Below are 25,083 nucleotides of genomic sequence, written 5' to 3' on the forward strand. Positions count from 1 at the left end.
GCGTTATCGCCCGCCGATCTTCTCCCACAGCCACTGCGCCACCTCGGTGGCAGAGCTTGCGCCGTTGACGCCGCCCGCGCGCAGGTTCGCCTCGCGCATGGTGGCGATGTCGATCCTGCCGAGCAGCGGCCGCAGCGCAGTCTGCAGCGCCTCGTCATCGGCGCGGCGCGGCGCCAGCAGCAGCACCGCATCATAGGGCGGGATGGCCTGCTTCGGATCGCCGAGGGTCACCAGATCGTATTGGGCGATCAGGCCGTCGCTGGTGTAGCCGGCGATGATATCGACCTCGCCGGACGCGACCGCCGCGTACATGAAGTCCGGCTGCATCTGCCGCTCATTACGAAAGGCGAGGCCGTAGGCGCCGCGCAACGCGTTCCATTCGGGCCGCGAGAAAAATTCGTAGTCGCCAGCGATAGTCATAGCGCCTGCATGCGGTGCGAGGTCGGCGATGCTTTTAATGCCGAGCGCTTCGGCGCGCTTGCGCGGCATCACCAGCGCATAGGCGTTCTCGAAACCGAGGCTGCCGAGCAGGGCCACACCATAGCGCTCGCGCAGCATCGCGGTGAGATCGGCTAGGATCTGCTCCCGCGGCTTAATGTCGGTGCGGCGGAGCTGGTTGACCCAGAGCGTGCCGGAGTAATCGACATAGGCGTCGATCTCGTTGGTGGCGAGGGCCTCGAAGATCACGCTGGAGCCGAGTCCCTCGCGCTGCCGCGCCGGCAGGCCAGACGCGTGCAACGCCTTGGCGATCAAGCCAGACAGCACGTAGGATTCGGTGAAGGTCTTGGCGCCGACCACATAGGCGGCGCGTGATTGGCCGGGCATCGGGGCAAACGCCAGCGCCACCAGCGCGGCGAGACCCGTGAGGCCGATGACGATGCGGGCCCCGCTGCGCAGCCTTGCGCCGCTTTCCAACAGCGCCAGCAGCTGATCGACCAGCAGCGCCAGCACGGCGGCGGCGATGCAGCCGAACAGCACGAACACCCAGTTCTGGGTTTGCAGGCCGGTGAAGATATAATTGCCGAGGCTGGTCTGGCCGATCGGGGTCGAGAGGGTGGCGGTGCCGATCACCCAGACGGCGGCGGTGCGGATGCCGGCCATGATCACCGGCAGCGCCAGCGGCAGCTCGACCAGACGCAGCGACTGGCGTGGCGTCATGCCGACGCCCTTGGCGGCGTCGATCAGGTCGACGCTGACGCCCTGTAGGCCGGTGATCGTGTTCCGTAACACGGGCAGCATGCTGTAGAGCGCGAGTGCCAGCACCGCGGGCAGGAAGCCGAAGGCGGAGAAGCCGAGGCCGAACGCGCGCAGCGACCACGCCGAGAGGATCAGCAGCAGCGGATAGAACAGCGCCAGCAGCGCCAGCCCCGGCACCGTCTGTACGATGCTCGCCGCCGCAAGGAACAGGCCGCGCAGCGCCGGGCGGTTGCGTACCGCCAGCGCCAGCGGAAAGCTGACAGCGAGGCCGAGCGCCAGTGCCGCGATGCTGACACGCAAGTGGCTGCCAAGATAATCCGGAAGCCGGTCCAGGGCTTCGGTCCAGCGCGGGTCCACCATCATGGCCGCGCTCCGCCGTTGCGCAGCAGCGCATTCAACCGCTCGGTCTGCCGGCGCGGCGTGCGCAGCAACTCGCCGACATAGCTTTGCGGGCTTACGGCAAGCTCGGCGGCGGTGCCGTCCGCGATCAGCCGGCCGCTCTGCATCACCGCGATCCGGTCCGCCAGCAGCATCGCCTCGGTGATGTCGTGGGTGATCATCACCGTGGTCAGCTTGAGGCTGTCATGCAGCATGCGATAGTCGTCGCCGAGCGCGTCGCGCGTCACCGGATCGAGCGCGCCGAACGGCTCGTCCATCAGCACGATGGCAGGTTTCGCGGCCAGCGCGCGGGCAACGCCGACGCGCTGCCTCTCGCCGCCGGACAATTCGTGCGGATGGCGATCGCGATAGCGCCCCGCATCGAGGCGCACCAGGGCCAGCAGCTCATCGACCCGTTCGGCGATCGCGCCGTTCGCGGCGCCGAGCAACTTCGGCGTGATGCCGATGTTCTCGGCGACGCTCATATGCGGGAACAAGGCCGCGCTCTGGAACACGGTGCCGATCCTGCGTCGCAGCGCGATCGGGTCGAGGCAAAGCACATCCTCGCCGTCGATCATCACCTGGCCTTCGTCCGCATCGATCAGACGGTTGGCCAGCCGCAGCAGCGTGGTCTTGCCCGAACCGGACCCACCGACGATGCAGCGGAATTCGCCAGCAGCGATGTCGAGCGAGACGTCCTGCAGCGCACGCACGCGGCCGCCATCGAAGCTCTTGCCGGCATGCGCGTAACGGATCGCTGGAGGTGTTGCGGCCATCACCCATGCCGCTACCACACCAACGCCTCACGACCAAGCGCGTGCTCTTGCAAGTTGGCACGGGACGTCGGAACGTGCGCAGGCAAAGGAAACGACAACAACTATGCAGGCGGGACTGTATCTCGGCTGCTTCTGATGTCGTCCTCGCGAAAGCGAGGACCCAGTAGTCCGGGACGCTCGTGATGGAGCCGAGGGTTCTCGGCCTACTGGATGCCAACTTTCGCGGCATGACGCGGGTTTGTGGATAGCGGGGGACAGGTGCAGGATACAGGGCAGGTGGGCAAGACTCAGTTGGACGAGACCCAGTTGGAAAAGACTCAGTCGAACAAGGCCGTTGCGCTCGATGCCGTCACGGTGGCGTTCCATGTCGCCGACCGCGGCGTCTATACGGCGGTGGAGCGGGCGGATCTCAGCGTGGCGTCCGGCGAGTTCGTCGCCATCGTTGGGCCGACCGGTTGCGGCAAATCGACGTTGTTGAATGTGGCTGCCGGCCTGCTCAAGCCCGCCGAGGGCCGGGTGAGGATTTTCGATGCGCCGCTGACGCGGCTAAACAAGCAGGCCGGCTACCTATTCCAGGCCGATGCGCTGTTTCCCTGGAAGACCGCGCTGGAGAATGTGGCGATCGGCCCAGAGACCGCAGGTGTGCCGCGCGCGAAGGCACGCGCCGATGCGCAGACGTGGCTGACGCGGGTGGGGCTCGGAAACTTCGCCAACCGCTATCCGCACATGCTGTCCGGCGGCCAGCGCAAGCGCGTCGGCCTCGCGCAGGTGCTGATCCGCGATCCGAAGATCCTGCTGATGGACGAGCCGTTCGGTCCACTGGATGCGCAGACGCGGCAGATCATGGGCAACCTGCTGCTGGAATTATGGACCGCGGACCGCAAGGCGGTGCTGTTCGTCACCCACGACCTGGAGGAGGCGATCGCGCTCGCCGACCGCGTCGTCATCATGTCGGCCGGACCCGGCTCGCGCATCATCGGTGACTGGCGCGTGCCGCTGGCGCGGCCGCGCGACATCTCCGAGGTGCGGCTGGAGAAGGAGTTTCATGAGCTGCATCGCGAGATTTGGTCGGTGCTGAAGGACGAGGTGCTGAAGGGCTACGCGCAGTCGACTCTTTCGCCCGCGGGAGCGGCGTCATGAACCGCGCCGTCTTGCTCGCCTTGCAGGTGCTGGTCGCGGTGGTGCTGATCGGCCTCTGGCATGTGCTGACGACCGTGCCGATCGGCGGCGTGAAGCTGCTGCCGCCGTTCTTCTTCTCGACGCCCTATGATGTCGCCGTTCGCATCATCAAGTGGTTCGTCGAGGGCTCGATTTGGAAGCACCTGTACATCACGCTGCTGGAGTCGGTGCTGGCGTTCGTGATCGGTTCGCTCGGCGGCGTGCTGATTGGCTTCTGGTTCGCGCGCAGACAGCTCGTCGCCGCCGTGTTCGATCCCTACATCAAGATGATGAACGCGCTGCCGCGCGTGGTGCTCGCGCCGATCTTCGCGCTGTGGCTGGGCCTCGGCATCTGGTCGAAGGTGGCGCTCGGCATCACACTGGTCTTCTTCGTGGTGTTCTTCAACGTCTATCAGGGCGTCAAGGAGGTGAGCCCGACCGTGCTCGCCAACGCGCGCATGCTCGGCATGAGCGAACGGCAGTTGCTGCGCCATGTCTACTGGCCGTCGGCGCTGTCATGGATGTTCTCCTCGCTGCACACCTCGGTCGGCTTCGCCGTGGTCGGCGCGGTGGTCGGCGAGTATCTCGGTTCGGCGGCCGGTCTCGGCTACCTGATCCAGCAGGCGGAGGGCGTGTTTGATGTGGCGGGCGTGTTCGCCGGCATGATCGTGCTGGCGGTGTTCGTGGTCTTGATCGACCTGATCGTCACCGCGATCGAGAAGCGGCTATTGGTCTGGCGGCCGAGTCCTGGCGACGCGCGGGGTTAGTGGAGCGGATTTGACATTCGCATCTTGCGTCGCTGCTGGTTCGCCGTGCGAATGTCAAATCCAAAGCTCCACTAGGCTATCATGTTTGCTAGTGGTTTTTGATTCCAACATCTGCAGAAGGCCTTACTGCGCTGGGATGTAAATGTTGGACTCGAACCACTAGGCGTAAGCCACCCAGCCGCGGAAGCTGAAGGCCGCATAGAACAGGCTGACATCGTGGAAACCGGCCTCGCGCAGGATCGCTTCGTCCTGTTCCGGGGCGAGGATGTGGGTTTTGGAGTCGATCGCCAGACGCGCGTTCGCCGCCTGATCTGGATCGAGACCGGACGCGATCAGGAACGCGGCGTGCCGCGACAGCCAGCGAGCGCGCGCGTCGTCATCCTGCGGAAAGCTCAGGTGAGCGGTGACGAACGGCGCGCCAGGTTTGAGACGGTTCCGAATCGCGCTGGCGGTGCGCCGTCGTTCGTCGCGCGCCATGAAGTGAAAGGTGAGAAGACAGCTCGCCGCATCGAATGGCCCGTCCGGCGCGTCGTCGATGATGCCCTGGTGCAGACGTGCGCGTGCCGCCAGTGGTCCAAGCGTTTGTTCCGCCAGCTTAAGCATCGGCGCGGATGGATCGACGCCATCGAAGGACCAGTCCGGATAGGCTTCGGCAAAGGCCCTCAATTCCAGCCCGCCACCGGCGCCCAGAACCAGCACCCGCGCATCGTCCGGGCTGCGCTCCGCGAGCAGCAGCGCCGCCATCCGCTGCATCGCTTGGTAGCCTGGCACAAAACGCGGTGGTCCGTCGGCGTAATGAGCCACGGCCTGGGGATCGGCGAATGCGTCCATCGGTTCACTCATAGGGTTGGCCACCGACGATCTTGCTTCATGTAACTTCATATGTTTCATGATGCGGCGAAGGTCAAGCCCGCCGTAGCGGGGGAGCTGCGTATCATGCGGCCTTTGCCGCTCTGGCGGCGTCGGCGACCGACCGGTATAACGGCGCCCAACGGTTTCCAGGGAGGACGTGAATGAAGGTGTTGAAGACTTGGTTCGGCGTGTGGGCCGGCGCTCTGGCGCTGTCAGCGATGTTTGCCGGCGCGGCTTCGGCGCAGGCGATCGAGAAGAAGGATCTCACCCTCGGTGTCGGCGGCAAGGGGCTGCTGTATTACCTGCAGCTGACGTTGACCGAGCGGCTCGGCTATTTCAAGGACCAGGGCCTCAACGTCACCATCACCGACTTTGGCGGCGGCGCCAAGGCGCTGCAATCGCTGATCGGCGGCTCAGCCGATGTCGTTACCGGCGCCTACGAGCATACGATCCGCATGCAGGTGAAGGGTCAGCCGATTACAGCGGTGCTTGAGCTCGGCCGCTTCCCCGGCATCGTGCTCGCGGTGCGCAAAGACAAGGCCGCGCAGGTGAAATCGTTCAAGGACCTGAAGGGCATGAAGATCGGCGTCACGGCTCCAGGCTCCTCGACCAACTTCTTCGTCAACGCGCTGATCGCCAAGGACGGGCTGAAGCCGGAGGATGTGTCGATCATCGGCGTCGGCACGGGCTTGAGCGCCGTCGCCGCCATGAAGAAGGGCGACATCGACGCGATCTCCAACCTCGATCCGGTGATCACCAAGCTGCAACAGGACGGCGACGTGGTGGTGCTGGCGGATTCGCGCACCGAAGAGGACAACAAAAAGCTGTTCGGCGGCAACAACCCGGCAGCGGTGGTCTATTTCAAGCAGGACTTCATCGACAAGAACCCGAACACCGTGCAGGCGGTGGTCAACGCATTCTACAAGACGCAGAAGTGGCTCGCCGCGGCGACGCCGGAGGATGTCGCCAAAACCGTGCCGGAGGAATACTACCTCGGCGACCGGGCGCTTTACATCGCCGCGGTGAAGGCGTCGAAACCGATGTATTCGGTCACCGGCATCATCCCGCCGGAGGGCATGAAGAACGCGCTCGATATGCTGGTGCGGTTCGATGCGGAGATGAAGGACGCCAAGGTCGATCTGTCGAAGACATTCAACGACAGCTTCGCTAAGAAGGCCGCCGCGCAGATGTGAGCGGCGACGGCCTTGTTTTTGTCAAAGCGGCGGGGGAAACCTCGCCGCTTTCGTTTGAATTGATACGCAGCCAGGGCAAATACTGTCATTCCGGGGCGCGAGCAAAGCTCGCGAGCCCGAAATCCATAACCACGACAGGGGCTATGGATTCCGGGCCTGCGCCACCTCAAGTCGGCTGTTGCCGACTTGAGCACTTTAGAATGCTGAACTCGGGTAAACTCGAGTTCAGTTTGCGCATCCCGGAATGGCAGCGTGGATAGCTCCGCTCCGGAATCATTGTCGTTGGTGAGGTTCAACTGCCCATGTTCACGGTTCACCACGTCGCCGCGCTCGATCTTGCCTTCAAGCCGATGGACTGGCCGTTCGCGACCGAGCGGGCGGCCGAGATCGCGCAGCATTTCGCCAGGCTGAAGCAGGTGAAGCCGGCGATCTGGAATGGGCGCATCCTGCAATGCCGTAATCGCCGGATCGAGGATCGCGTCTACCGGGCTGATTATTTCGAGACTGACTTCGCAGCGTTCATGGCCTGGCGCGACTGGAATGCGGCCGCCAACGGTGTGTCGCACTGCTTCGGCGGCGGCGCGTTGCGGAGCGCGGATGGCGCGTTCGTGCTCGGGACGATGGCAGACCACACCGCCAACGCAGGCCGCGTCTACTTTCCGGCGGGCACACCCGAACCCGGCGATATCGTCGCGGGTCGCGTCGATCTCGCCGCCAGCGTCGCGCGCGAGATCACCGAAGAAACCGGGCTCGAGGTGACCGACTATGTCGTCGAGGACGGCTGGGCCGTCGTCGAGGGGCCGCGCTTCAGCGCCTGCTATCAGCCGCTGCGCGCGCATCTGCCCGCGGCCGCGCTGGTCGAGAAGATCAACGCTTTCCTGCGCCGCGAGACACAGCCGGAGCTGAGCGAGATCATAGCCGTCCGCAACCTCGACGACTTGCCCGCGTCCGCGCCCGAATTCGTCCGCGCCTTTCTCGCCGATGCGTTCGCCCGGCGCGAAGGCGCTTGACCGGCGGGTTGCTGGCGTGCCCGGCGAAGGGCCTGTACTGTTGCGACCGGCTGATCAGCAATAGGATGGATCATGGGTGACAAGAAGAGGGCGGAGAAGGGTGAGAACCCGAAGAACGTGGATCTGTCGGCGTTCGTACGTCCCTTCACGGTCAGCGATCCGCGCAACTTCCGCCTGAAGCAGTTCGCCACCGCCGAGAAGGGTGGGCTCGACAAGCACGCCGCCAGACAGCTCCTCGATGTCAACCGCGCGCGCTTGGACGAACTGCAACAGCGGCTCTATGCGGAGAACCGCTGGTCGCTGCTGTTGATCTTCCAGGGCATGGATGCGGCGGGCAAGGACAGCGCGGTCGAGCATGTGATGCGCGGCATCAATCCGCAAGGCTGCGAGGTGCATTCGTTCAAGGTGCCGACCACCAAGGAGCTCGATCACGATTTCCTCTGGCGCAGCACGATTGCGCTGCCCGAGCGCGGCCGCATCGGCATCTTCAACCGCTCCTATTACGAGGAGCTGACGGTGGTGCGGGTGCACCCGGAGGTATTGGCGAAGCAGCGGCTGCCGGCGAAGCTCGTCAGCAAGAACATCTGGCGCGAGCGCTTCGAGGATATCACCGCGTTCGAGCGCTACCTGTCGCGCAACGGCACGATGATCCTGAAGTTCTTCCTGCACGTCTCCAAGGAGGAACAGCGCAAGCGTTTCCTCGATCGGCTGGAGGAGCCGGCGAAGTGGTGGAAGTTTTCGATGGGCGACATCGCCGAGCGAGCGCTGTGGGACAAGTACCAGGCGGCCTACCAGGATGCGATCCGCAACACCGCGACCGCGTTCGCGCCGTGGCATGTGGTGCCGGCCGACCACAAATGGTTCGCGCGCGTGGTGATCTCCGCCACCATCGTCGAGGCGCTGGAAAAGCTCGATCCCAAATTCCCGAAGGTCGATAAGAGCCAGTCGCCGGAATACGAGACAGTGCGCAAGGCTCTGCTGGCCGATGCGCCGAAAGCCGCGAGGGCGGCGAGCAAGGTATCTGGCAAGACATCCGGCAATGGCGGCAGGAAAGGCTGAGAGTCTGCGGCTGCACGGGGACATCCGAGCCTTATGGAACAGCAGCCGCAGGGTGGCTCAGGAAGCAGATGGGACAGCCATTCTGACCCTTTTTAGCCGTTGCAGGGCCGGAGCGTTGTCGGTTAGAAACCCGGCACGCGCCGAACGGACCTTTGATAGCGAACCCGGGCCTGGACCCGGCAACGGACCGTCAAGGGTTTTCGCCGATGATGGGCGCGGATGAAGGCAACGGGACGATGATTCGCGGAATTTCGAGCGCAGCTAACGGAGTGGCCGCCCAGGCCGTGTCCGCGCGCGCCTCCGCGCCGTCGCTTGCTATGCCGTCCCTCGGTCTGCTCGGCCTGCTGCTTCTTAGCCGCCCCTGAGGGCCGTCTGGGCGTGATCGCCTGGGCACTCAGGGGGCTCACTGCGAACCGACTGACATCGCTTGATCGAAATCCCTTTGCGCCTCCGAGAACCAGCGCATATCCGTATCGCCAATCGTTGATTTGCTTGCGGACGATGCGCCGGGCGCAGCCCTAAAGACCAGAGGACTTCCAATGACCGCCTCCACCCCGTCGAACCAGGACCGCGTCTATATCTTCGACACCACCCTGCGCGACGGCGAGCAGTGCCCCGGCGCGACCATGACCTTCGAGGAGAAACTGAAGGTTGCCGAAACGCTCGACACCATGGGTGTCGATATCATCGAGGCGGGCTACCCGTTCGCCTCAGACGGCGATTTCGAAGCGGTGCGCGAGATCGCCAAGCGGAGCAAGAACGCGGTGATCTGCGGTCTCTCCCGCGCCGCCCACAAGGATATCGACCGCTGCGCCGATGCGATCAAGCCGGCCGCGCGCGGCCGCATCCACACCTTCCTGTCCACCTCGCCAGTGCACATGAAGTACAAGCTGCAGATGGACCCGGAGCAGGTGTTCGAGATGGTGATCTCGTCGGTGACCCGCGCGCGTAACCACACCGACGACGTCGAGTGGTCGTCGGAGGACGGCACCCGCACCGAATTCGAGTTCCTGTGCCGCTGCGTCGAGGCCGCGATCAACGCCGGCGCGACCACGATCAACATCCCCGACACGGTCGGCTATGCGGTGCCGGAGGAGTATTACGACCTGATTAAGCGCGTGCGCGAGACCGTTCCCAACGCCGACAAGGCGCGCTTCTCCGTGCATTGCCACAACGATCTCGGCATGGCGGTGGCGAATTCGCTCGCCGGTGTGCGCGCCGGTGCGCGGCAGATCGAATGCACGCTGAACGGCATCGGCGAGCGCGCCGGCAACGCCGCGCTCGAGGAGGTGGTGATGGCGATGCGCGTGCGCAACGACAAGCTGCCGTACTGGAACAACATCGAGAGCACGATGCTGACCCATGCCTCCAAGCTGGTGTCGGCGGCGACCTCGTTCCCGGTGCAGTACAACAAGGCGATCGTCGGGCGGAACGCGTTCGCGCACGAGAGCGGCATCCATCAGGACGGCATGATCAAGAACGCGCAGACCTACGAGATCATGCTGCCGGAGACGGTCGGCGTGAAGGCGACCTCGCTGGTGATGGGCAAGCACTCCGGCCGCGCGGGCCTGATCCACAAGCTGGAGGAACTCGGCTACAAGCTGTCGCGCAACCAGATCGACGACGTGTTCGTCCGCTTCAAGACGCTGGCCGACCGCAAGAAGGACATCTACGACGAGGACATCGAGGCGCTGGTGGACGAGGAGCTGGCGCAGGCGCAGAACGTGCTGAAGCTCGTGTCGCTGACGGTGATCGCAGGCACGCACGGGCCACAGCGCGCCACCATGAAGCTCGACATCGACGGCCACGTCCGCCTCGAGGAGGCGGAGGGCAACGGCCCCGTGGACGCGGTGTTCAAGTGCATCAAGTCGCTGGTTCCGCACGACGCGACGCTGGAGCTCTATCAGGTGCATGCGGTGACCGAGGGCACGGATGCGCAGGCGGAGGTGTCGGTGCGGCTGTCGCACAACGGCCGCTCGATGACCGCGCGCGGCTCCGACCCAGACACCCTGGTCGCCTCCGCCAAGGCCTATCTCGGCGCGCTGAACAAGCTCGTCACCAAGCACGAGCGCGACAAGGTGAAGGCGAGCGCCGCCGAGTAAGGCGGGCCGTCTGCGAGCGGGGTTTGCATCGAGACCCGCCGGGGCGGTCTCCGGCGGGTCTGCATGTGAGGACCACGCACCTGTGCGCTGGCCTGCGGCCGGTGCCGCGTGATAGGCCTGCCAATGCCGTTTGGCTGCGCCATCCGCCCCATTCCGGGACGGACGGCTCGTTGCCATTACGCGGAAATCGCGCGGCTGGCGCGTGGCCGGCTGGGGCGGGACGAAAAACCTGAAAAACCACAGGAAAAGGTGGTTCACCTTGCTGGACAGGGCGGTTTTGCTTTGCTAAACGACGCCCTCCTTGAGGGGTTTCGACCTCTTTCGGACAGGGCCTTCCGGCCCTTTCGGGCGATTAGCTCAGTTGGTAGAGCAGCTGACTCTTAATCAGCGGGTCCACAGTTCGAGCCTGTGATCGCCCACCAATTTTCCCTAGCGGGCCAATCAGTTGCGTCGAGGCATCCTCGGCGCAACTTTTTGTTTCTGCAGTCCGGTGCGGCTTTGTGCGTGATCTCTCTCACCGAGAGCTCAACGAAAAGATCCGCTCGGATCACTGGCGCGTCTTTGAAGACTGTGTCGCCCACGGTCTCGGCCGCCATCTCTCAGGTGTGTTGTTTCTCAGGTGTGTTGTTCTACGAACCTGCGCAATTTTCCCGCGTGGTTTCGAAGTGGGCAAGCCTTGAGAGCACTGCATCGGCAAAGCCGTTGCGATGGCTACTGGCCATTCGCTGGCGCGCCCCGGTCAGACCACTCCGGCGGCACGCCGAGGCGCCCAGCGATGAATCCGACCACACCGGGGCTCCGGCCAAACATCTCACAGGCGGCATATTTGGGCTTGCCGCCGATGGCCGCTCGGATGAGCTCGAGCGAGGGTATACGCGGGGGTTGTCCGAACGGCGTGGTGCCGGTGACGAGAAGCTGACTGAAGTCTCCGCTGAACGACGCCGCAAGATCATATGCGTCGCTGGCAGCCGAGATGGTGGGTGAATTGGTGAAGGCGTTGGCGCCGCGCGCCCAGATCATCGCCGCCTGCTGCCGGCCGGTCTGATCCTGCGCTTCGGCTTCGAGCGTCAGGCTGCCGAGTCCGATCGGCAGCCTCGGTATCGGCATCGGTCCTTCCACGCCCGCCAACTTCGGTGCGATCGATGCCACTTTCGACAGAGCCGCAGCGACTTCGTCGGTCGGCGCCGCATGGGTGATGACGACGCGCACCGTGAGCTCCGCCGGCTGATCGGGGCCAACCACCTGAAGCCGCTCGCTCACACCGGTACAGAGCGAGCGATCGACTGCATTCGCGACGACTGCGCGCTGCTTCGGGGACAGCTTCGGTGACGCAGCTTGTGAAAACACGGTCGGCACGATGCGCACGGTCTTTGCGGCGAGCACCTCGTCCTTGCTGACATGGATCATCGATTGCGCCAGCATGCCGTTCGAGGGGATCATGTTGTCATAGCTCGACAACGATCCGCTTCGGGTTATCGGCGCGCTGGCGCAGCCCGTCAGCAGGGCGGCGATCGCGCAGCCCCCGAGCAAGGGCCGCCGCGTGTCCCATGTGCTTCCCCTGCGCAGGGGCCGCCGAGCGTTTCCAGACACGCTCATCGCTGAGCCGATCCGCCCCAATGAGCGGCGGCGGCCTGTGGCCGCAGCCGCTTCTGAACCCATGTCCGGTTCAGGTGTCGGGGCCGTCATGTCGGCAGCAGCGGCCGTTGAGGGGAGCCGTCGCTTGAGGCCGCGACGCGACAACCACGCATTGATCATGGGGATTGGCATTCCTGGACTGATTGCGCATTTGCACGAGCAATGGTGATGCGCCAAGATTGCACCAACATTACCCGGCGCTGCCCTCCAGGAATGAGCCCGCTCCGGGCGAAGGGATGCCAGTCCCAGACTGTGGTCGGACCCTCAAAAAGCCAGGATCGCCATGTCGAAATGGCAGAGGTGGCAGGGCAAGCAGGGCCAACAAAGCCTCAAGTTCTGGCACCACGCTGCCCACCGAGAAGTCATCAATCAGGCTCGACCATGCGCTCCCTTGTCATAGAAGATGAGTACGAGGTCGCATCGTACATCGCCAAATTGCTGGACGAATGGAATGGCCTCGTTGACATCGTCAGCAGCATCGAAGACGCAAACGAGGCATGTCATAACTTCAGGTATGACTTGGCGATCGTCGATCGTGGATTGCCGGACGGCGACGCGCTTCAATGGCTCAAGGCATTCGACGCTCACTCCGAGCGACCCGCAATCATCATGCTCACTGCACGGGATGCAGGAGGCGACATCGTCGATGGCCTCAACGCGGGCGCGGACGACTATCTGACCAAGCCATTCGAACCGCAGGAATTGCTGGCGCGGGTTCGGTCGGTCCTTCGCCGTCCGCGCTCGGTGGCGCTGCCTTCGGTCCGTCTTGGCAACATCGAACTCGACGTCGGCACCAACAGGGTCCTGATCGCCGGACGCGAGATCCTTTTGCGACGCAGGGAGGCTCTGCTTCTGGAAGCGCTCCTGATCAGGCAAGACAGAGTCGTCACGCGCGATACGTTGGTCGCGGCCATCTATGGAATGAACGAAGAGATCGAATCGAACAGTCTCGAGGCGCAACTTTCTCGCCTTCGCCGAAAACTATCCGAGCACCGAGCGGATGTAGAAATACGCAGCATGCGCGGCATAGGCTACATCTTGAGACGGGTTGGGCACCATTGACGTCGATCAACCGCACCCTGATGTGGTGGCTGAGCCTGGCCGCTGGCGTGATATTTGTCGCGATGGTGGTGTCGATATTGGGAACCATCCATGTCACGAGCTGGGATCCAGCCCGGATTTGTAGGGCGGCGGTCTCCATCGTTGCCAAAACCATGACCCAAGCTTCGGGGCCGAATGCATCTTTGATATTCTCTGAGACCGATGATTTCTCCGCTCTGAACGCCAGCAGTCCGGAGCTGTGGTTTGCAGCATCGAAGGGGGCAGAGGTCTTTGAGTTCAATCGTGACCGACGCCCGCAGCTTCCCTTTGAGGTTCCCTATCAGGGATCCGCAACGAGGGCGATCTTCGCAAATGCTAACGCTGAACAGACCGTCTGCCTGGACGTGGTCGAGACGCCGGCGAGCGGCCTTGTCTTAACTGTCGCTGGTGCTCAGCCGACCTTTGGCATGTCGCTCAAGCACCGATTTTCGACCGTCATGATGGTGAGCTTGGCTATCGTCGGCTCGGCCTTTGCCGCGATCGTGGCGATCGGCGTCTTTCTTGCCGGCAGATTTGTCAAGCGTAGCATCGCGCGTGTGACAAAGATGGCGATCGCCATCGATCCCGCTGCCCCGCAAGGTTCAATCCCTCTCGCGGATGTCCCGCTCGAACTTCAGAGTCTTGTTAAGTCGTTGAACGGCGCCTTCGATGAGATCGCGACCTTCTTGGAACGCGAGCGCCGGTTTCTCGGAAACGCTGCGCATGAGCTTCGTACGCCATTGGCGATATTGAGAACAAAACTCGAAGGCGTGACCGATAGCAAACTGAGAGCGACGCTCGTTCTGGATACGCGTCGCCTCACATCGCTCGTGTCCGCCATGCTTGATCTCTCGCGGCTGAAGGGTGCTGAGCTGCAAAGAAATCCGGTCGACCTCGCAGAGGTCACGCGCGATGTCCTGGCCGACTACGGTCCGCTTGCCTTGGATCAAGGAATGGACCTGTCGCTTATCTCCGACTGTGACAAGCCGATCATCGTTCTCGGATCAAAGGAGGCGATCCGAAGCGCGATAGCAAATCTCGTTGGCAATGCGCTCGTCCATGCTTACGGCGCCAGAACCATTGTGGCGCGATTGTATCGAGACGGGGCGGTGTCGATCTGCGATGACGGTCGTCCTGTCGCGCAGGATCAGGCGTCTGGACGCTCTATGGTGGTCAAAAGCGCAGCGCTTGAGCATTCGGGCACCGGTTTGGGACTCCCGATCGTGAGGGAGATCATGGCCGCGCACCAAGGTCGCCTGAGTATGACCACCACGCCGGGCGGTGGAACGACGGCCCATCTGGTCTTCGACACCAACCTTGAGGAAACGCCTTAGCGGTGGTGTTCGGCCTCGTCGAGACGGAGCCGGATTGGCTCACCAGCCCGCATTCTGTCGCCTGACCAGGATGTCGCTATTCGGCGTGCGACGGCGCAAGAAGATATCTCTCTGAATTCACGCGCTTTAAGCGCGGATCTTCTAAATTTTCTCGCTCGTTGCGATGCTATTGCTTTTTTTTCCGAGCTGTTGACATGAATGTTTTTCATCGAAGACATCGGCGCTCGCTATGATCAAGGAGTCGATGATGAGTACGTTTCGTGCGCTGGTCGGAATAACATTTACAGCGGCATCGTTCTTCGTTTCGCCGGCACATGCGCAGGATGTCTTGCGCATCGGTGCGCCGTTGCCGATCACCGGTGCATTGGCGCCCGAGGGCGCCAAGCTGAAGCAGGGTTACGAGCTCTGGCAGGAGAAAGTCAACGCCGGCGGCGGCGTTAAGGCCGGCGACAAGACGCTGAAGGTTGAGCTCGTTTATTACGATTATCAGTCGACAACGCCGAGGGCGGTTCAGCTTGCCGAAAAGCTGGTCAATGACGACAAGGTGGATTTCCTGTTTTCGCCGTTCGGTTCGGGCGCGGCCAAGGCGGTGAGCGCGGTCGCCGAGAAATACGGTGTTCCGCTGCTGGCATCGAGCGCGTCGTCGGCCGAGGTGTTCGACCAGGGTTACAAGAACCTGTTCGGCCTCTACACCGACAACAGCACGCTGAGCGAGCCGATCGCTGATCTGGTCAAGGTGAAGATTCCGACCTTGAAGCGCGTCGCGATTCTGGCGCGGAACGATCTTTATCCGCTATCGCTTGGCAACGAGTTCGAGAAAAGCGCAAAGAAGCGCGGCTTCGAAGTTGTCTACTATGAGAAATATCCGATCGGCACGCTCGATCATTCGTCGGCACTGACCCAGCTGCGCGCGGCGAAACCCGATTGGGTGATTGTCACCGGCTACATCAACGACCTCATCCTGGTGCGGAAACAGGCGGCGGAACTGAAGGTTGGCGGTCAAGTCTATACGTTGATCAACGGCCCCGCCTATCAAGAATGGATCGACGCCGTTGGCCCGCTCGCGGAGAACGTCACGACGGCCAGCTGGTTTCATCCGGTCCTGAACTACAAGAGTGAGGACGTGTTCGGGTCGACCAAGGATTTCGTTGCGCAATTCAAGGCAAAGTACGGTGCCGAGCCGGATTTCACGCAAGCGTCGGGCTCCGCAGTCGGCGTGATCCTGCAGCTGGCCGTGGAACGCGCCGGATCGAAAGATCGGAACGCCGTCCGCGAGCAACTGGCAAAGGGCGGCTTCAAGACCTTCTTCGCGCCGGTTTCGTTCGGACCGACCGGGATTGCGAACTCGTACATTCCTCCGGTGTTCCAGATTCAGCAAGGGAAGGTGCAGGTGGTGTTTCCTCCTGACGTCGCGACGAGCGAATTTCGAACCAAGTAGCCATTCTTCTGTTCATTGCAGGTATGGCGGCTCCGTGAGCGGGGCCGTCACAGCCTTTCCTCGAAGGTTTGACGATGCTCTGGTTGCAGGTGCTGGTGAACGGGCTGGCGCTGGGCGGGCTTTATGCCTGCATCGCGGCGGGATTCTCGCTGGTATGGGGTGTGTTGAACATCATCAACATCCTGCATGGATCGTTGATTGTGCTGGGTGGCTATCTGGCGTTCTTCGCCCATCAGTATCTCGGCTTGAATCCGTTCCTGTTCGCGCCGTTCGCGGGCGCTTTGATGTTCGTGCTCGGCTTTGCAATCCAGCGAGCGATGATCAACCCGGTCATGATGCAGCCGGTGCTGATGACGCTGGTGCTGACCTTCGGCCTCAACCTCTTTCTCGACAACCTGATGCTGGCAGGCTTCAAGGCGGACTATCGTAAGATCAACCTGCAGCCGCCGCTGGGGGTTCTGGAATTCGGCGATATCATCCTGTCGGTCGATCGCGTCTATGCGGCGGCGGTCGGCCTCGCGCTGGTCGGAGCTCTGTGGCTGCTGCTGCGATTCACTCAGTTGGGGCGGGCCATCGTTGCGGTGCGGATGGATCGCGAGGCGGCCGCGCTGATGGGAATTGATATCAGGTTCACCTATGCGGTCGCGTTCGGGCTCGGCACCATGATGGCCGGGTCGGCGGGCGCGCTGCTCGCGGCGATATTCCCCATCTCGCCGGTGTCGTCGGGCGGATATCTTGGCAAAGCCTTCGTCATCTGCGTGCTCGGCGGACTTGGCAGCATTCCCGGTGTCGTGCTCGGCGGCTTCGCGCTCGGCGTGATCGAGGCCTTCGGCGCGCTGGCGCTGGGGCCGGAGAACGCGATCACGATCTCATTTCTTCTGCTAATTGCTCTCTTGATCGTACGACCGACCGGGCTCCTGGGGCGAAGGGGCTTCAACTGATGATACGTTGGATCTGGATCTCGATCGCATTGGTGGCTGCTGTCGCAGGGCTGCTGTCGTTCGGCGACAACTATCTGCTTCGCCTCGCTACCACGGTTGCGATGTATGTCACGCTCGCGGTGGCATGGAATATCGTCGGCGGGTTCACCGGCTATCCCTCGTTCGCGACCGCGGCCTTTTTCGGACTTGGCGCTTATGCGAGCGGCATCATGCTCGTCAATGGCGTGCCGCTGGGTGTCGCGTGGATAGGGGCAGGTGTGGTGAGCACGGTGTTCGCGGCGGCGCTCGGCCTCGCTGTTTTGCACTTGCGCGGGCACTACTTCGCCATTGGCAGCCTGGTCGTGGCGGATGTGCTGCGTGAGGTGACCAACACATGGGTCTCGTTCACCGGTGGCGGCATGGGGCTCAACGTACCGTTGGTAGGCGGCGCCGCCGCCGCGCAGGCGCGGTTCTTTCTGATATCGATGGCTATCCTTGCGGTCGCCGCCACGTTGACCGCGATCGGGCTGTCGCGTTCGCGTCTTGGCGTTGCCCTGCAATGTATCGAACAAAATGAGGACGCGGCGCAGGTGATTGGCGTCGATACGCGCCGCGCCAAGGTCGTGGCGTTCGCAATCTCTAGCCTGTTCATCGGCATCGCCGGTGCGATCTATGCATCGTGGACCACCTACATCGACCCGAGCGATGTCTACGACGTATCGCTATCGGTGAAGCCGATCATCATGGCGCTGCTCGGCGGCGTCGGCTCGCTGGCCGGACCGGTGATCGGCGCCTTTGTGTTCCTCGGGCTGGAAGAACTCATCTGGCGCAACAGTCTTGAATTCCACGCTGGCATCCTGGGCTTGCTCGTCGTCGCGCTGGTGTTGTTCCTGCCTGGCGGTCTGCGGGATTTGAAAGGGCGCAGTGTGCTGACGTGGGTGCGCGACAAGATGAAGGGGAGGACGTTGTGACCCCGCTTCTGACGCTGACCAATGTTTCCCGCAGATTCGGTGGTTTGTTGGCGCTTGACGGCGTGTCGCTCTCGCTGGCCGAAGGCGAGGTGATCGGTCTGATCGGCCCCAATGGCGCCGGCAAGACCACCTTCGTCAACGTCGTGACCGGCGTGCTCAAGCCGACGTCCGGCTCCATTGTATTCCGAGGCAAACGGATCGATGGCCTGCGGCCGGACCTCGTGGCGCGCGCCGGCGTGGCCCGCACGTTCCAGGTCGTGCAGCCGTTCCCGCGGATGACGGTGCGCGAGAACGTGGCGGCGGCGGCGCTGTTCGCCGGTGGCGTTGCGACACGGACAGAGGCTGTGGCCGCTGCCGACAGCCATCTCGAATTTTGCGGACTGGCCCGCGAGGCCGACAAGCTTGCAGGCTCGCTCTCGTTGGCCGGCAGAAAACGCCTTGAGCTTGCCAAGAGTCTGGCTGCCAAGCCGAAGCTTCTGATGCTCGATGAGGTCAATGCCGGCTTGAATGCGTCCGAAATCGATGACGCGTTGCGGCTGATCGCGGCGATTGCAGCACAGGGCATCACGGTTCTGTTGATCGAGCACCTGATGAAGGTGGTCTCCCGCTCGTGCTCCAGGCTCGCCGTCTTGCATCAAGGGCGCCTGATCGCGGATGGCCCGACCCAACAGATCATGCAAGATGAGGCTGTGATCGAAGCCTATCTCGGGCGGCGTTACGCGGAAGCGCAGAAAGGGGCCGGGATATGACCACGCCGCTGTTGCAGGTCTCGGAGCTTGCGGTCGCTTACGGTGATGTGCAGGTGGTCTGGAACGCCAGTCTCACCGTTGACGAAGGGGCCGTCGTGGTGCTGATCGGCTCGAACGGAGCCGGCAAGACGACCATTCTGCGGGCGCTATCGGGGCTTATCCATCCGGTGAGTGGCCAGATTGTCCTTGCCGGCGAGCTGATCGACGCGGCATCGCCGGTCGATTTCGTAAAGCGCGGCCTGATCCATGTGCCAGAAGGGCGTCGGTTGTTTCCTGGCCTGTCGGTGTGGGACAATCTCATGCTCGGCGCGTATATGCGCAGCGACAGGGAGGCCGTCGCGCGGGACATCGAGCGGGTGTTCTCGCTGTTCCCGCGGCTGCGCGAGCGGCGCCGCCAGGATGCCTCGACCTTATCGGGCGGCGAGCAGCAAATGTGCGCGATTGGCCGCGGCCTGATGGCTTCGCCGCGGCTCCTGCTGATCGATGAACTGTCGTTGGGCTTGGCGCCGAAGGTTGTCGATGAACTCGTTGCGGCGCTGCGCAAGGTCAACGCTGAGGGCACAAGCTTGCTGGTGGTCGAACAGGACGTCGCCACTGCCCTTGAGTTCGCCGATCACGCTTATATCATCGATCAAGGGCGCACGGTGCGTGGGGGCGCCGCGGCGGTCATCGCGAAAGACCCTGCGGTTCGCGCTGCCTATCTCGGACTATAGCGCCAAGCATCCCATCAGGTGGTCATGACAGAGCAACGCCCAACCGTCGAATACTACTTCAGTTTCATCTCGCTATGGTCCTATATCGGCAGCGTCGTCTTTCAGGAGATCGTCAAGCGTCACAACGTGCGCGTCGAATTCAAGCCGATTGATCTGCTGGCGATCTTTGCCGCGGGTGGGGGAAAGCCGGTGCGCCAGCGGCCGCCGCAACGGCAGGCCTATCGACTGGTCGAGATGGAGCGATGGAAGGCGATCCGCGGCATTCCGTTGGTGACCTGGCCGAAGTTCTATCCGGCGGATCCGTCGCTGGGTCATCGCATGCTGCTTGCCGCGATCAGGAATGGCGAGGATGTCACGGCGTTTGCTCATGCCGGGCTGAAGGCTGTGTGGGCGGATGAGCTGAACGTCGAGGATCCCGACACGCTCGTCCGGCTGGCCGACGCCAGCGGATTGAACGGTAAGCAGCGATTGGCCGAGGCTAGCGATCCGCAACTCCGTGAACAGGAAGCCAGCCTGACGCGTGAAGCCATTGATCGTCAGCTGTTCGGAGCGCCATTCTATTTCTATCGGGGTGAGCCGTTCTGGGGGCAGGACCGTCTCGATCTGCTGGAGATAGCGATCACGTCGCAACGCCCGCCGATCTTGCCACCCGAAGAGCTATAGTTCGCCGCACGGCATTCTGGCGCGATCGCCACCGTGGCGGGCTAGGCTCTGGCCTTTTTGGCATTTGTGCGCTGATCCTTGATGATCCTGTCGGCGATCCGGTGCGTTCGCCGATCCACGCGAGGGATTTGCGGCGAGGGCGATCGTTGTTTCCACAGTCGATGTCTCCGCGCACGCGGCCTTGCGCGAGCGACAACCGGTCTCTCGATCGGCTTCGCGTAAGCGGATCGGTGCACGACATGCGCCGGAGTTGAAACCGTCTCTGCAGGGCCCGACGACAAACATGGTCGTCCCACCGACGGTTCGATTTTGGAATTCATTTCCCGCCTTTCTGAGCTATCAAACCCATGCCCGATTGCGATCGTCATGGTGCGATGAGGGGCGTCCGCCGAACAATTCACCCGAGGAGATCGTCACGGTGAGCGTGGAATTTATCGGCTATGTCGGACACTTCAATTCCTCGGAGAGCGTACGGCGCACCGGCCCCGCAGTGGATGTTCCGTATATCGAGGCGATGGCCAAGGCGCAGGAGTATGTCGGCTTCGACCGGGTGCTGGTCGCGTTCCATTCCAATTCAGCCGAAAGCGTGCTGATCGGCCAGCACATCGCGCACGTCACCGAGCGGCTCGGTTTAATGATCGCTCACCGTCCGGGATTCACGCAGCCGACACTTGCGGCGCGCCAGCTCGCCACGCTCGATCAGTTCTCGAAGGGCCGGGTCGCCGTCCACATCATCACCGGTGGTGACGACGCGGAGCTTGCGCAAGACGGCGATCACCTAACCAAGGACGAGCGCTATGCCCGCGCCAGCGAGTATCTCGACGTTGTGCGCCAGGAGTGGACTGCGACTGCGCCCTTCGATTATGCAGGCAAGTACTACAATGTCGTCCGTGGCTATGGCGACGTGAAGCCGTACCGGCCAGACGGAATTCCAGTCTTCTTCGGCGGCGCATCGGCCGCGGCCATCCCTGTGGCCGGTAAGCACGCGGATGTCTACGCCCTCTGGGGCGAGACCTACGATCAGGTACGCGAATTGGTCGGTCGCATCCGCGCCGCGGCGGCGCCCTATGGCCGTTCGCCGCGCTTCAGTCTCTCGCTTCGCCCTGTGCTCGCGGATACCGAGGAGAAGGCCTGGGCGAAGGCCGAGGACATTCTTGCGCGCGCCAAGGCGTTGCGCGCGGCAGGCGGCAGTGGACGCTCGCCGAACAATGCGCGTGCTGCGCGCGGCGATGCACCGCCACCGAACGAAGGTTCTCGCCGCTTGCTCGCCGCTGCGGCACAGGGCAAGCGTCTCGACAAGTATCTATGGACGGAGATCGCGGCGTTGACTGGCGCACAGGGCAATTCCACGGGCTTGGTCGGTACGCCGGACCAGGTCGCCGAGGCGCTGCTCGATTATTACGACCTCGGCGTCTCCACGTTCCTGATCCGCGGGTTTGATCCGCTCGAGGACGCGATCCAGTACGGACAGGAGCTGTTGCCGCGTGTGCGCGAGCTGGTCGTTGCGCGTAAGGCGGGGCGGTCGGCGGCGTAAGGGTATGGCGCAGCGGTTGAAGTCCGGCGGGACATGCAACGGCATCGGATGCGTCAGTCACATGAGCGCGCCCGAACCCGCTCCGTTCTGATCCGCAGACGTCGTTATTTTAAGGACCTCCATGATGATCACGCGACGCCATGCCGCCCTGCTGCTCGGCGCACCCCTGATCCTTCCCGCGCGCAGCTTCGCGCAGGGACATCAGACCGCAACGCCGCGCCAGGGCGGAGAGCTGCTCTTCGGCCTCGACGGTGCGGCCGTCGCAAGCTTCATCCTCGATCCGCATGATTCCGGCTTCGCTCCGCATAACCGGATCTTCCGCTCGATCTACGACAGCCTCGTGGTGCTGCGCCCGGACCAGTCCGTAGGCCCTTGGCTGGCCACGTCATGGGAGATATCGCCCGACCAGAAGAGCTACACCTTCAAGCTCCGCACCGACGTCACCTTCCACGACGGCACCAAGTTCGACGCCGCGGCTGTGAAGGCGAACCTTGATCGCATTGGCAATGGAGAAGGACGGCCGCTGACCGCGCTGCCCGACATCGGCTCCTTCGAGAGCGCCGAGGTGCTCGCGCCCGACACAGTGCGGATCAAGCTGAAAGAGCCGTTTGCACCGCTGCTGCGTAACCTATCCAAGACGACGCTCGGTATCATCTCACCCACCGCGCTGGCCAAGCATGGCGCGGCCATCGCGCAGAACCCGGTGGGCAGCGGTCCATTCCGTTTCGTCTCCCTGGTGCAGGGCGTCGAGGTCAAGCTGGAGCGCAACCCCGCCTACAACTGGCCGCCCGCCGGCGCTGCGCATCAGGGGCCGGCCTATCTGGAACGGCTGACGTTCAAGAACGTGCCGGAGGAGGCGACGCGCGTCGCCGCGGTGCAGAGCCGCCAGGTCCATGCCGCGGACGGCATTCCGCCGCAGAACATCGTCTCCTTCAAATCGGCTTCAGGTTTCCAGGTGCTGGAGAAGGAGCTGTTGAACAACAACTACACCGTCTATCTGAACATCGCCAAGGCACCGTGGAACGACGAGGAAATCCGCCAGGCCTTCCGCGCGTCACTCGATATCGAGGCGGCGGTGCGTGTGATCTATCTGGGCACGACGCCACGCGCCTGGGCGCCTCTCTCTCCCTCCATTTTCGGTTCGGCCGATGCGGCGCTAAAGGGAAGCTGGCGGCCCGATCTTGCGCGGGCCCAGCAGATCCTGGAGGCCAAGGGCTGGAAGGTCGGCGCGCGCGGCATCCGCGAGAAGGATGGCAAGCGTCTGACGGTCAGCTTCGCCGACACGCAGGGCAACCGCGAGAAGCGGCTCGACGTGATCCAGTTCTTCCGCCGCCAGCTCGCGCGCAGCGGCTTCGACCTCAGCATCGACAGCCAGCCCAACGCGACCTACCGCCAGAAGCTGTTGAACGGCGACTACGATCTCTCCGGCGCGAGCCAGTTTGCGCCCGATCCGGACGTGCTGAGCCGGTTGCACCTTCCTGATGGGCGCACGCCCGCCTCGGTGTCCAAGACCGACGATCCGGAGATCAGCGAATGGCTTCGCGCGGGCCAGCGCGAAGGCGATTCGGAGAAACGCGCCGAATACTACATTCGCGCGCAGCGGAAGCTGGTCGAGAAAGTCTATGCCATCCCGGTCTATGTGCTGCTCTACACCATTGCCGCCAGCGACCAGGTGCAGGGCATCACCATCGACGTGCACGGCTTTCCGGAGTTTCACGGGGCTTGGCTGAGGGCATAGCGCGATGGCCTTCGTCCTTCGACGCGTCGCTGGCGCGGCGCTCGTGATCTTCGGCACGATCACGCTGGTCTTTGCGATCCTCTATTGGCTGCCCGGCGATCCGGCGGTGCTGGTCGCCGGCGAGAACGCCACTGAGGAATCCATCGCCCGCATCCGCACACTGCTGGGCACTGAGCGGCCGCTCTGGGAACAGTATGGCGATTACCTTGCGGGGCTGGCGCAGGGTGATCTCGGCACCTCCTTCGCAACGCAGGAGCCGGTCACCGTGCGGCTCTGGGCGCAGTTCCCCTCCACGCTTGCGCTGACACTCCTCGCCAGCACGGTCGCGATCGTCGCCGGCGTGGTCGCGGCGGTGAGCCGGGGGCGGTGGCTCGATCAGGCGATCCAGGCGGTGATGTTGTTCTTCACGTCGATGCCGTCCTTCTGGCTCGGCATCCTGTTGATCCTGCTGTTCTCGGTCACGCTGCAATGGCTGCCGGCCATCGGCAGCGACAGCTTTGCGCAGCTCATTCTTCCGGTCAGTTGCCTCGGGCTGGTCGCGTCAGGACGGCTGATGCGCATGGTGCGGAACAGTGTGCTCGACGTGCTGGACGAGCCCTTCGTCACCACGCTGCGCGCCAAGGGTCTGGTGGAATGGCAGGTGCTGTTCCGCCATGTGCTACGCAACGCCCTGATCCCGGTGGTGACGCTGCTCGGCATCCTGGTCGGGGAGCTCCTTTCCGGCACAGTGGTCGTCGAGACCCTCTTTGCCCGCCAGGGGATCGGGCGGCTACTGGTCGATGCGGTAGGTGTGAAGGACATCCCGGTGATCCAGGGGACGGTGCTGATCGCCTCCATTTCATTCGTCCTCATCAACCTGCTGGTCGATCTCTCATATTCGGTGATCGATCCGCGTGTACGGGTGGACGGCTGATGGCGATGAGCGAACCTGCCGCTGGTTTCGTGGCACGCGCCCCGGCGCGGCGTGCGGAGGCTGCCCGTCCGCGCCTGCGGCTGCCGGCCTGGCTCCGCCCAGGGTTGGCGCTGCCGGGCGCGATCATGCTGGTGATGCTTGCTTGCGGCCTATTTCCCGAATGGATCGCTCCGTTCGCGCCGACCGACATGACCGATGCCATTCTCGCGCCGCCGGGCCGGACGCACTGGTTCGGCACCGACCATTTCGGGCGCGACGTGCTGAGTCTCGTCATCTATGGCGCGCGACAGTCGCTGCTGATGGGCGCCTGCGCCGTCTTCGTCGGCGGTTTGGCCGGAGGGCTGATTGGCCTCGTGTCCGGTTACGGAGGCCGCGCGGTAGACCTCGTGTTGATGCGCCTGCTCGACATCTGGATGGCGGTGCCGGACATTCTGCTCGCGATCATCATCGCCGCAGCACTCGGCCCTAGCCTCACCAACACCATCATCGCCGTCGGGCTGGTCACGGTGCCACGCTATGCCCGGGTGATGCGCGCTCAGGTGCTCGCGGTCAGGAGCCGCACCTTCATCGAAGCCTCGCGTTCGATCGGCAGCTCCAACCTGCTGATCGTGCTGCGCCACATCCTGCCGCACACCGTGTCGCAGATGCTCGTCATGGCCACGCTCGGCATCGGCAGCTCGATCCTGATCGGCTCGAGCCTCAGCTTCATCGGCCTCGGCGTCGTCGACGATCGGCCGGACTGGGGCTTCCTGCTCAGCCAGGGCCGCAGCTATCTCACGGTCGCGTGGTGGTTCGCGACGTTTCCGGGGCTCGCTATCACCGCGCTCGTCATCTCCGCCAACCTGCTCGGCGACGCGCTGCGCAACCGGCTCGATCCACAGCAGCGGGGAGGCTGAGGCAGGC

Annotated in this window: 22 protein-coding genes and 1 tRNA gene; 19 read left to right on the top strand and 4 right to left on the bottom strand. The window is 63.5% G+C overall.

The window, feature by feature from the left end; genetic code table 11:
• Window positions 1-3: 3 nt before the first annotated feature.
• Together X566_RS00930 and X566_RS00935 are read right to left on the bottom strand one after the other, a co-directional pair.
• Window positions 4-1,557 carry an ABC transporter permease/substrate-binding protein gene (locus X566_RS00930; RefSeq protein WP_034462780.1) on the bottom strand — a complete coding sequence of 518 codons (1,554 nt, stop codon included), beginning with the start codon at window positions 1,555-1,557 and terminating at the stop codon, window positions 4-6.
• The gene (locus tag X566_RS00935; protein WP_034462781.1) at window positions 1,557-2,351 is read right to left on the bottom strand and encodes an ATP-binding cassette domain-containing protein; all 795 of its coding nucleotides are present in this window, start codon (window positions 2,349-2,351) and stop codon (window positions 1,557-1,559) included. The genes X566_RS00930 and X566_RS00935 overlap by 1 nt, the downstream gene beginning before the upstream one ends.
• Before the next feature lie 306 nt (window positions 2,352-2,657).
• Between X566_RS00935 and X566_RS00940 the strand changes: the two genes are divergently transcribed.
• Entirely contained in the window at window positions 2,658-3,491 is an 834-nt protein-coding gene (locus tag X566_RS00940) for an ABC transporter ATP-binding protein (protein WP_034462877.1), read from the top strand.
• Window positions 3,488-4,276, top strand: coding sequence for an ABC transporter permease (locus X566_RS00945; protein WP_034462782.1), 789 nt, complete (start codon window positions 3,488-3,490; stop codon window positions 4,274-4,276). The genes X566_RS00940 and X566_RS00945 overlap by 4 nt, the downstream gene beginning before the upstream one ends.
• Before the next feature lie 159 nt (window positions 4,277-4,435).
• Here the strand turns inward: X566_RS00945 and X566_RS00950 are convergent, their stop codons facing one another.
• Window positions 4,436-5,107 (bottom strand): class I SAM-dependent methyltransferase, encoded by a 672-nt coding sequence (locus X566_RS00950; protein ID WP_152539761.1) that lies wholly within the window; start codon window positions 5,105-5,107, stop codon window positions 4,436-4,438.
• Between the two features lie 182 nt (window positions 5,108-5,289).
• Here X566_RS00950 and X566_RS00955 point away from each other — a divergent pair, with 182 nt between their 5' ends.
• The 5 genes from X566_RS00955 (at window position 5,290) to X566_RS00975 (ending at window position 10,914) form a co-directional block, all read left to right on the top strand.
• Window positions 5,290-6,321, top strand: coding sequence for an ABC transporter substrate-binding protein (locus tag X566_RS00955; RefSeq protein WP_034462784.1), 1,032 nt, complete (start codon window positions 5,290-5,292; stop codon window positions 6,319-6,321).
• A 302-nt stretch (window positions 6,322-6,623) separates the two neighbouring features.
• Window positions 6,624-7,331 carry an NUDIX hydrolase gene (locus tag X566_RS00960; RefSeq protein ID WP_034462785.1) on the top strand — a complete coding sequence of 236 codons (708 nt, stop codon included), beginning with the start codon at window positions 6,624-6,626 and terminating at the stop codon, window positions 7,329-7,331.
• A 72-nt stretch (window positions 7,332-7,403) separates the two neighbouring features.
• A complete protein-coding gene (locus X566_RS00965; RefSeq protein ID WP_034462786.1) occupies window positions 7,404-8,390 on the top strand; it encodes a polyphosphate kinase 2 family protein in 987 nt (328 codons plus the stop codon).
• A 539-nt stretch (window positions 8,391-8,929) separates the two neighbouring features.
• Entirely contained in the window at window positions 8,930-10,492 is a 1,563-nt protein-coding gene (locus X566_RS00970) for a 2-isopropylmalate synthase (RefSeq protein WP_034462787.1), read from the top strand.
• A 346-nt stretch (window positions 10,493-10,838) separates the two neighbouring features.
• A tRNA-Lys gene (locus X566_RS00975) sits at window positions 10,839-10,914 on the top strand.
• Window positions 10,915-11,203: 289 nt separating this feature from the next.
• On the opposite strand, the gene X566_RS00980 is transcribed toward X566_RS00975, so the two are convergent.
• Window positions 11,204-11,950 (bottom strand): DUF3313 domain-containing protein, encoded by a 747-nt coding sequence (locus X566_RS00980; RefSeq protein WP_343213024.1) that lies wholly within the window; start codon window positions 11,948-11,950, stop codon window positions 11,204-11,206.
• A 558-nt stretch (window positions 11,951-12,508) separates the two neighbouring features.
• On the opposite strand from X566_RS00980, the gene X566_RS00985 reads away from it, so the two are divergent.
• The 12 genes from X566_RS00985 to X566_RS01040 all read left to right on the top strand — a co-directional run bounded on the left by X566_RS00985 (window position 12,509) and on the right by X566_RS01040 (window position 25,076).
• Complete coding sequence (locus tag X566_RS00985; RefSeq protein WP_034462789.1) at window positions 12,509-13,189, top strand: response regulator transcription factor; 681 nt, start codon at window positions 12,509-12,511, stop codon at window positions 13,187-13,189.
• Complete coding sequence (locus X566_RS00990; protein WP_034462790.1) at window positions 13,186-14,541, top strand: cell wall metabolism sensor histidine kinase WalK; 1,356 nt, start codon at window positions 13,186-13,188, stop codon at window positions 14,539-14,541. Before X566_RS00985 ends, X566_RS00990 begins: the two co-directional genes overlap by 4 nt.
• A gap of 244 nt (window positions 14,542-14,785) precedes the next feature.
• Entirely contained in the window at window positions 14,786-15,979 is a 1,194-nt protein-coding gene (locus X566_RS00995; protein ID WP_152539762.1) for an amino acid ABC transporter substrate-binding protein, read from the top strand.
• Window positions 15,980-16,053: 74 nt separating this feature from the next.
• Window positions 16,054-16,920 carry a branched-chain amino acid ABC transporter permease gene (locus X566_RS01000; RefSeq protein WP_034462792.1) on the top strand — a complete coding sequence of 289 codons (867 nt, stop codon included), beginning with the start codon at window positions 16,054-16,056 and terminating at the stop codon, window positions 16,918-16,920.
• Window positions 16,920-17,870, top strand: a complete 951-nt coding sequence (locus X566_RS01005) for a branched-chain amino acid ABC transporter permease (protein WP_034462793.1) — start codon at window positions 16,920-16,922, stop codon at window positions 17,868-17,870. Before X566_RS01000 ends, X566_RS01005 begins: the two co-directional genes overlap by 1 nt.
• On the top strand, window positions 17,867-18,619 hold the full coding sequence (locus X566_RS01010; protein WP_034462794.1) for an ABC transporter ATP-binding protein: 753 nt from the start codon (window positions 17,867-17,869) through the stop codon (window positions 18,617-18,619). Before X566_RS01005 ends, X566_RS01010 begins: the two co-directional genes overlap by 4 nt.
• The gene (locus X566_RS01015) at window positions 18,616-19,332 is read left to right on the top strand and encodes an ABC transporter ATP-binding protein (protein ID WP_034462795.1); all 717 of its coding nucleotides are present in this window, start codon (window positions 18,616-18,618) and stop codon (window positions 19,330-19,332) included. The genes X566_RS01010 and X566_RS01015 overlap by 4 nt, the downstream gene beginning before the upstream one ends.
• A gap of 24 nt (window positions 19,333-19,356) precedes the next feature.
• Window positions 19,357-19,995: a 2-hydroxychromene-2-carboxylate isomerase gene (locus tag X566_RS01020; RefSeq protein WP_034462796.1), complete on the top strand. Its 639-nt coding sequence runs from the start codon at window positions 19,357-19,359 to the stop codon at window positions 19,993-19,995.
• A gap of 418 nt (window positions 19,996-20,413) precedes the next feature.
• Window positions 20,414-21,529 (top strand): LLM class flavin-dependent oxidoreductase, encoded by a 1,116-nt coding sequence (locus X566_RS01025; RefSeq protein WP_034462797.1) that lies wholly within the window; start codon window positions 20,414-20,416, stop codon window positions 21,527-21,529.
• 121 nt (window positions 21,530-21,650) lie between these two features.
• Window positions 21,651-23,267 (top strand): ABC transporter substrate-binding protein, encoded by a 1,617-nt coding sequence (locus X566_RS01030; RefSeq protein ID WP_034462798.1) that lies wholly within the window; start codon window positions 21,651-21,653, stop codon window positions 23,265-23,267.
• Window positions 23,268-23,271: 4 nt separating this feature from the next.
• Window positions 23,272-24,180 carry an ABC transporter permease gene (locus X566_RS01035; RefSeq protein WP_034462799.1) on the top strand — a complete coding sequence of 303 codons (909 nt, stop codon included), beginning with the start codon at window positions 23,272-23,274 and terminating at the stop codon, window positions 24,178-24,180.
• A gap of 5 nt (window positions 24,181-24,185) precedes the next feature.
• Complete coding sequence (locus X566_RS01040) at window positions 24,186-25,076, top strand: ABC transporter permease (RefSeq protein WP_081740008.1); 891 nt, start codon at window positions 24,186-24,188, stop codon at window positions 25,074-25,076.
• The last annotated feature ends 7 nt before the right edge of the window (window positions 25,077-25,083 follow it).

Source organism: Afipia sp. P52-10 (assembly GCF_000516555.1).
Taxonomy (GTDB): domain Bacteria; phylum Pseudomonadota; class Alphaproteobacteria; order Rhizobiales; family Xanthobacteraceae; genus P52-10.

Excerpts from the sequence above, each read along its gene's own strand:
- X566_RS00930 (WP_034462780.1), bottom strand. The coding sequence starts at position 1,557 with ATGGTGGACCCGCGCTGGACCGAAGCCCTGGACCGGCTTCCGGATTAT.
- X566_RS00935 (WP_034462781.1), bottom strand. The coding sequence starts at position 2,351 with ATGGCCGCAACACCTCCAGCGATCCGTTACGCGCATGCCGGCAAGAGC.
- X566_RS00945 (WP_034462782.1), top strand. The coding sequence starts at position 3,488 with ATGAACCGCGCCGTCTTGCTCGCCTTGCAGGTGCTGGTCGCGGTGGTG.
- X566_RS00950 (WP_152539761.1), bottom strand. The coding sequence starts at position 5,107 with ATGGACGCATTCGCCGATCCCCAGGCCGTGGCTCATTACGCCGACGGA.
- X566_RS00955 (WP_034462784.1), top strand. The coding sequence starts at position 5,290 with ATGAAGGTGTTGAAGACTTGGTTCGGCGTGTGGGCCGGCGCTCTGGCG.
- X566_RS00960 (WP_034462785.1), top strand. The coding sequence starts at position 6,624 with ATGTTCACGGTTCACCACGTCGCCGCGCTCGATCTTGCCTTCAAGCCG.
- X566_RS00965 (WP_034462786.1), top strand. The coding sequence starts at position 7,404 with ATGGGTGACAAGAAGAGGGCGGAGAAGGGTGAGAACCCGAAGAACGTG.
- X566_RS00970 (WP_034462787.1), top strand. The coding sequence starts at position 8,930 with ATGACCGCCTCCACCCCGTCGAACCAGGACCGCGTCTATATCTTCGAC.
- X566_RS00985 (WP_034462789.1), top strand. The coding sequence starts at position 12,509 with ATGCGCTCCCTTGTCATAGAAGATGAGTACGAGGTCGCATCGTACATC.
- X566_RS00995 (WP_152539762.1), top strand. The coding sequence starts at position 14,786 with ATGATGAGTACGTTTCGTGCGCTGGTCGGAATAACATTTACAGCGGCA.
- X566_RS01000 (WP_034462792.1), top strand. The coding sequence starts at position 16,054 with ATGCTCTGGTTGCAGGTGCTGGTGAACGGGCTGGCGCTGGGCGGGCTT.
- X566_RS01005 (WP_034462793.1), top strand. The coding sequence starts at position 16,920 with ATGATACGTTGGATCTGGATCTCGATCGCATTGGTGGCTGCTGTCGCA.
- X566_RS01015 (WP_034462795.1), top strand. The coding sequence starts at position 18,616 with ATGACCACGCCGCTGTTGCAGGTCTCGGAGCTTGCGGTCGCTTACGGT.
- X566_RS01020 (WP_034462796.1), top strand. The coding sequence starts at position 19,357 with ATGACAGAGCAACGCCCAACCGTCGAATACTACTTCAGTTTCATCTCG.
- X566_RS01030 (WP_034462798.1), top strand. The coding sequence starts at position 21,651 with ATGATGATCACGCGACGCCATGCCGCCCTGCTGCTCGGCGCACCCCTG.
- X566_RS01035 (WP_034462799.1), top strand. The coding sequence starts at position 23,272 with ATGGCCTTCGTCCTTCGACGCGTCGCTGGCGCGGCGCTCGTGATCTTC.
- X566_RS01040 (WP_081740008.1), top strand. The coding sequence starts at position 24,186 with ATGAGCGAACCTGCCGCTGGTTTCGTGGCACGCGCCCCGGCGCGGCGT.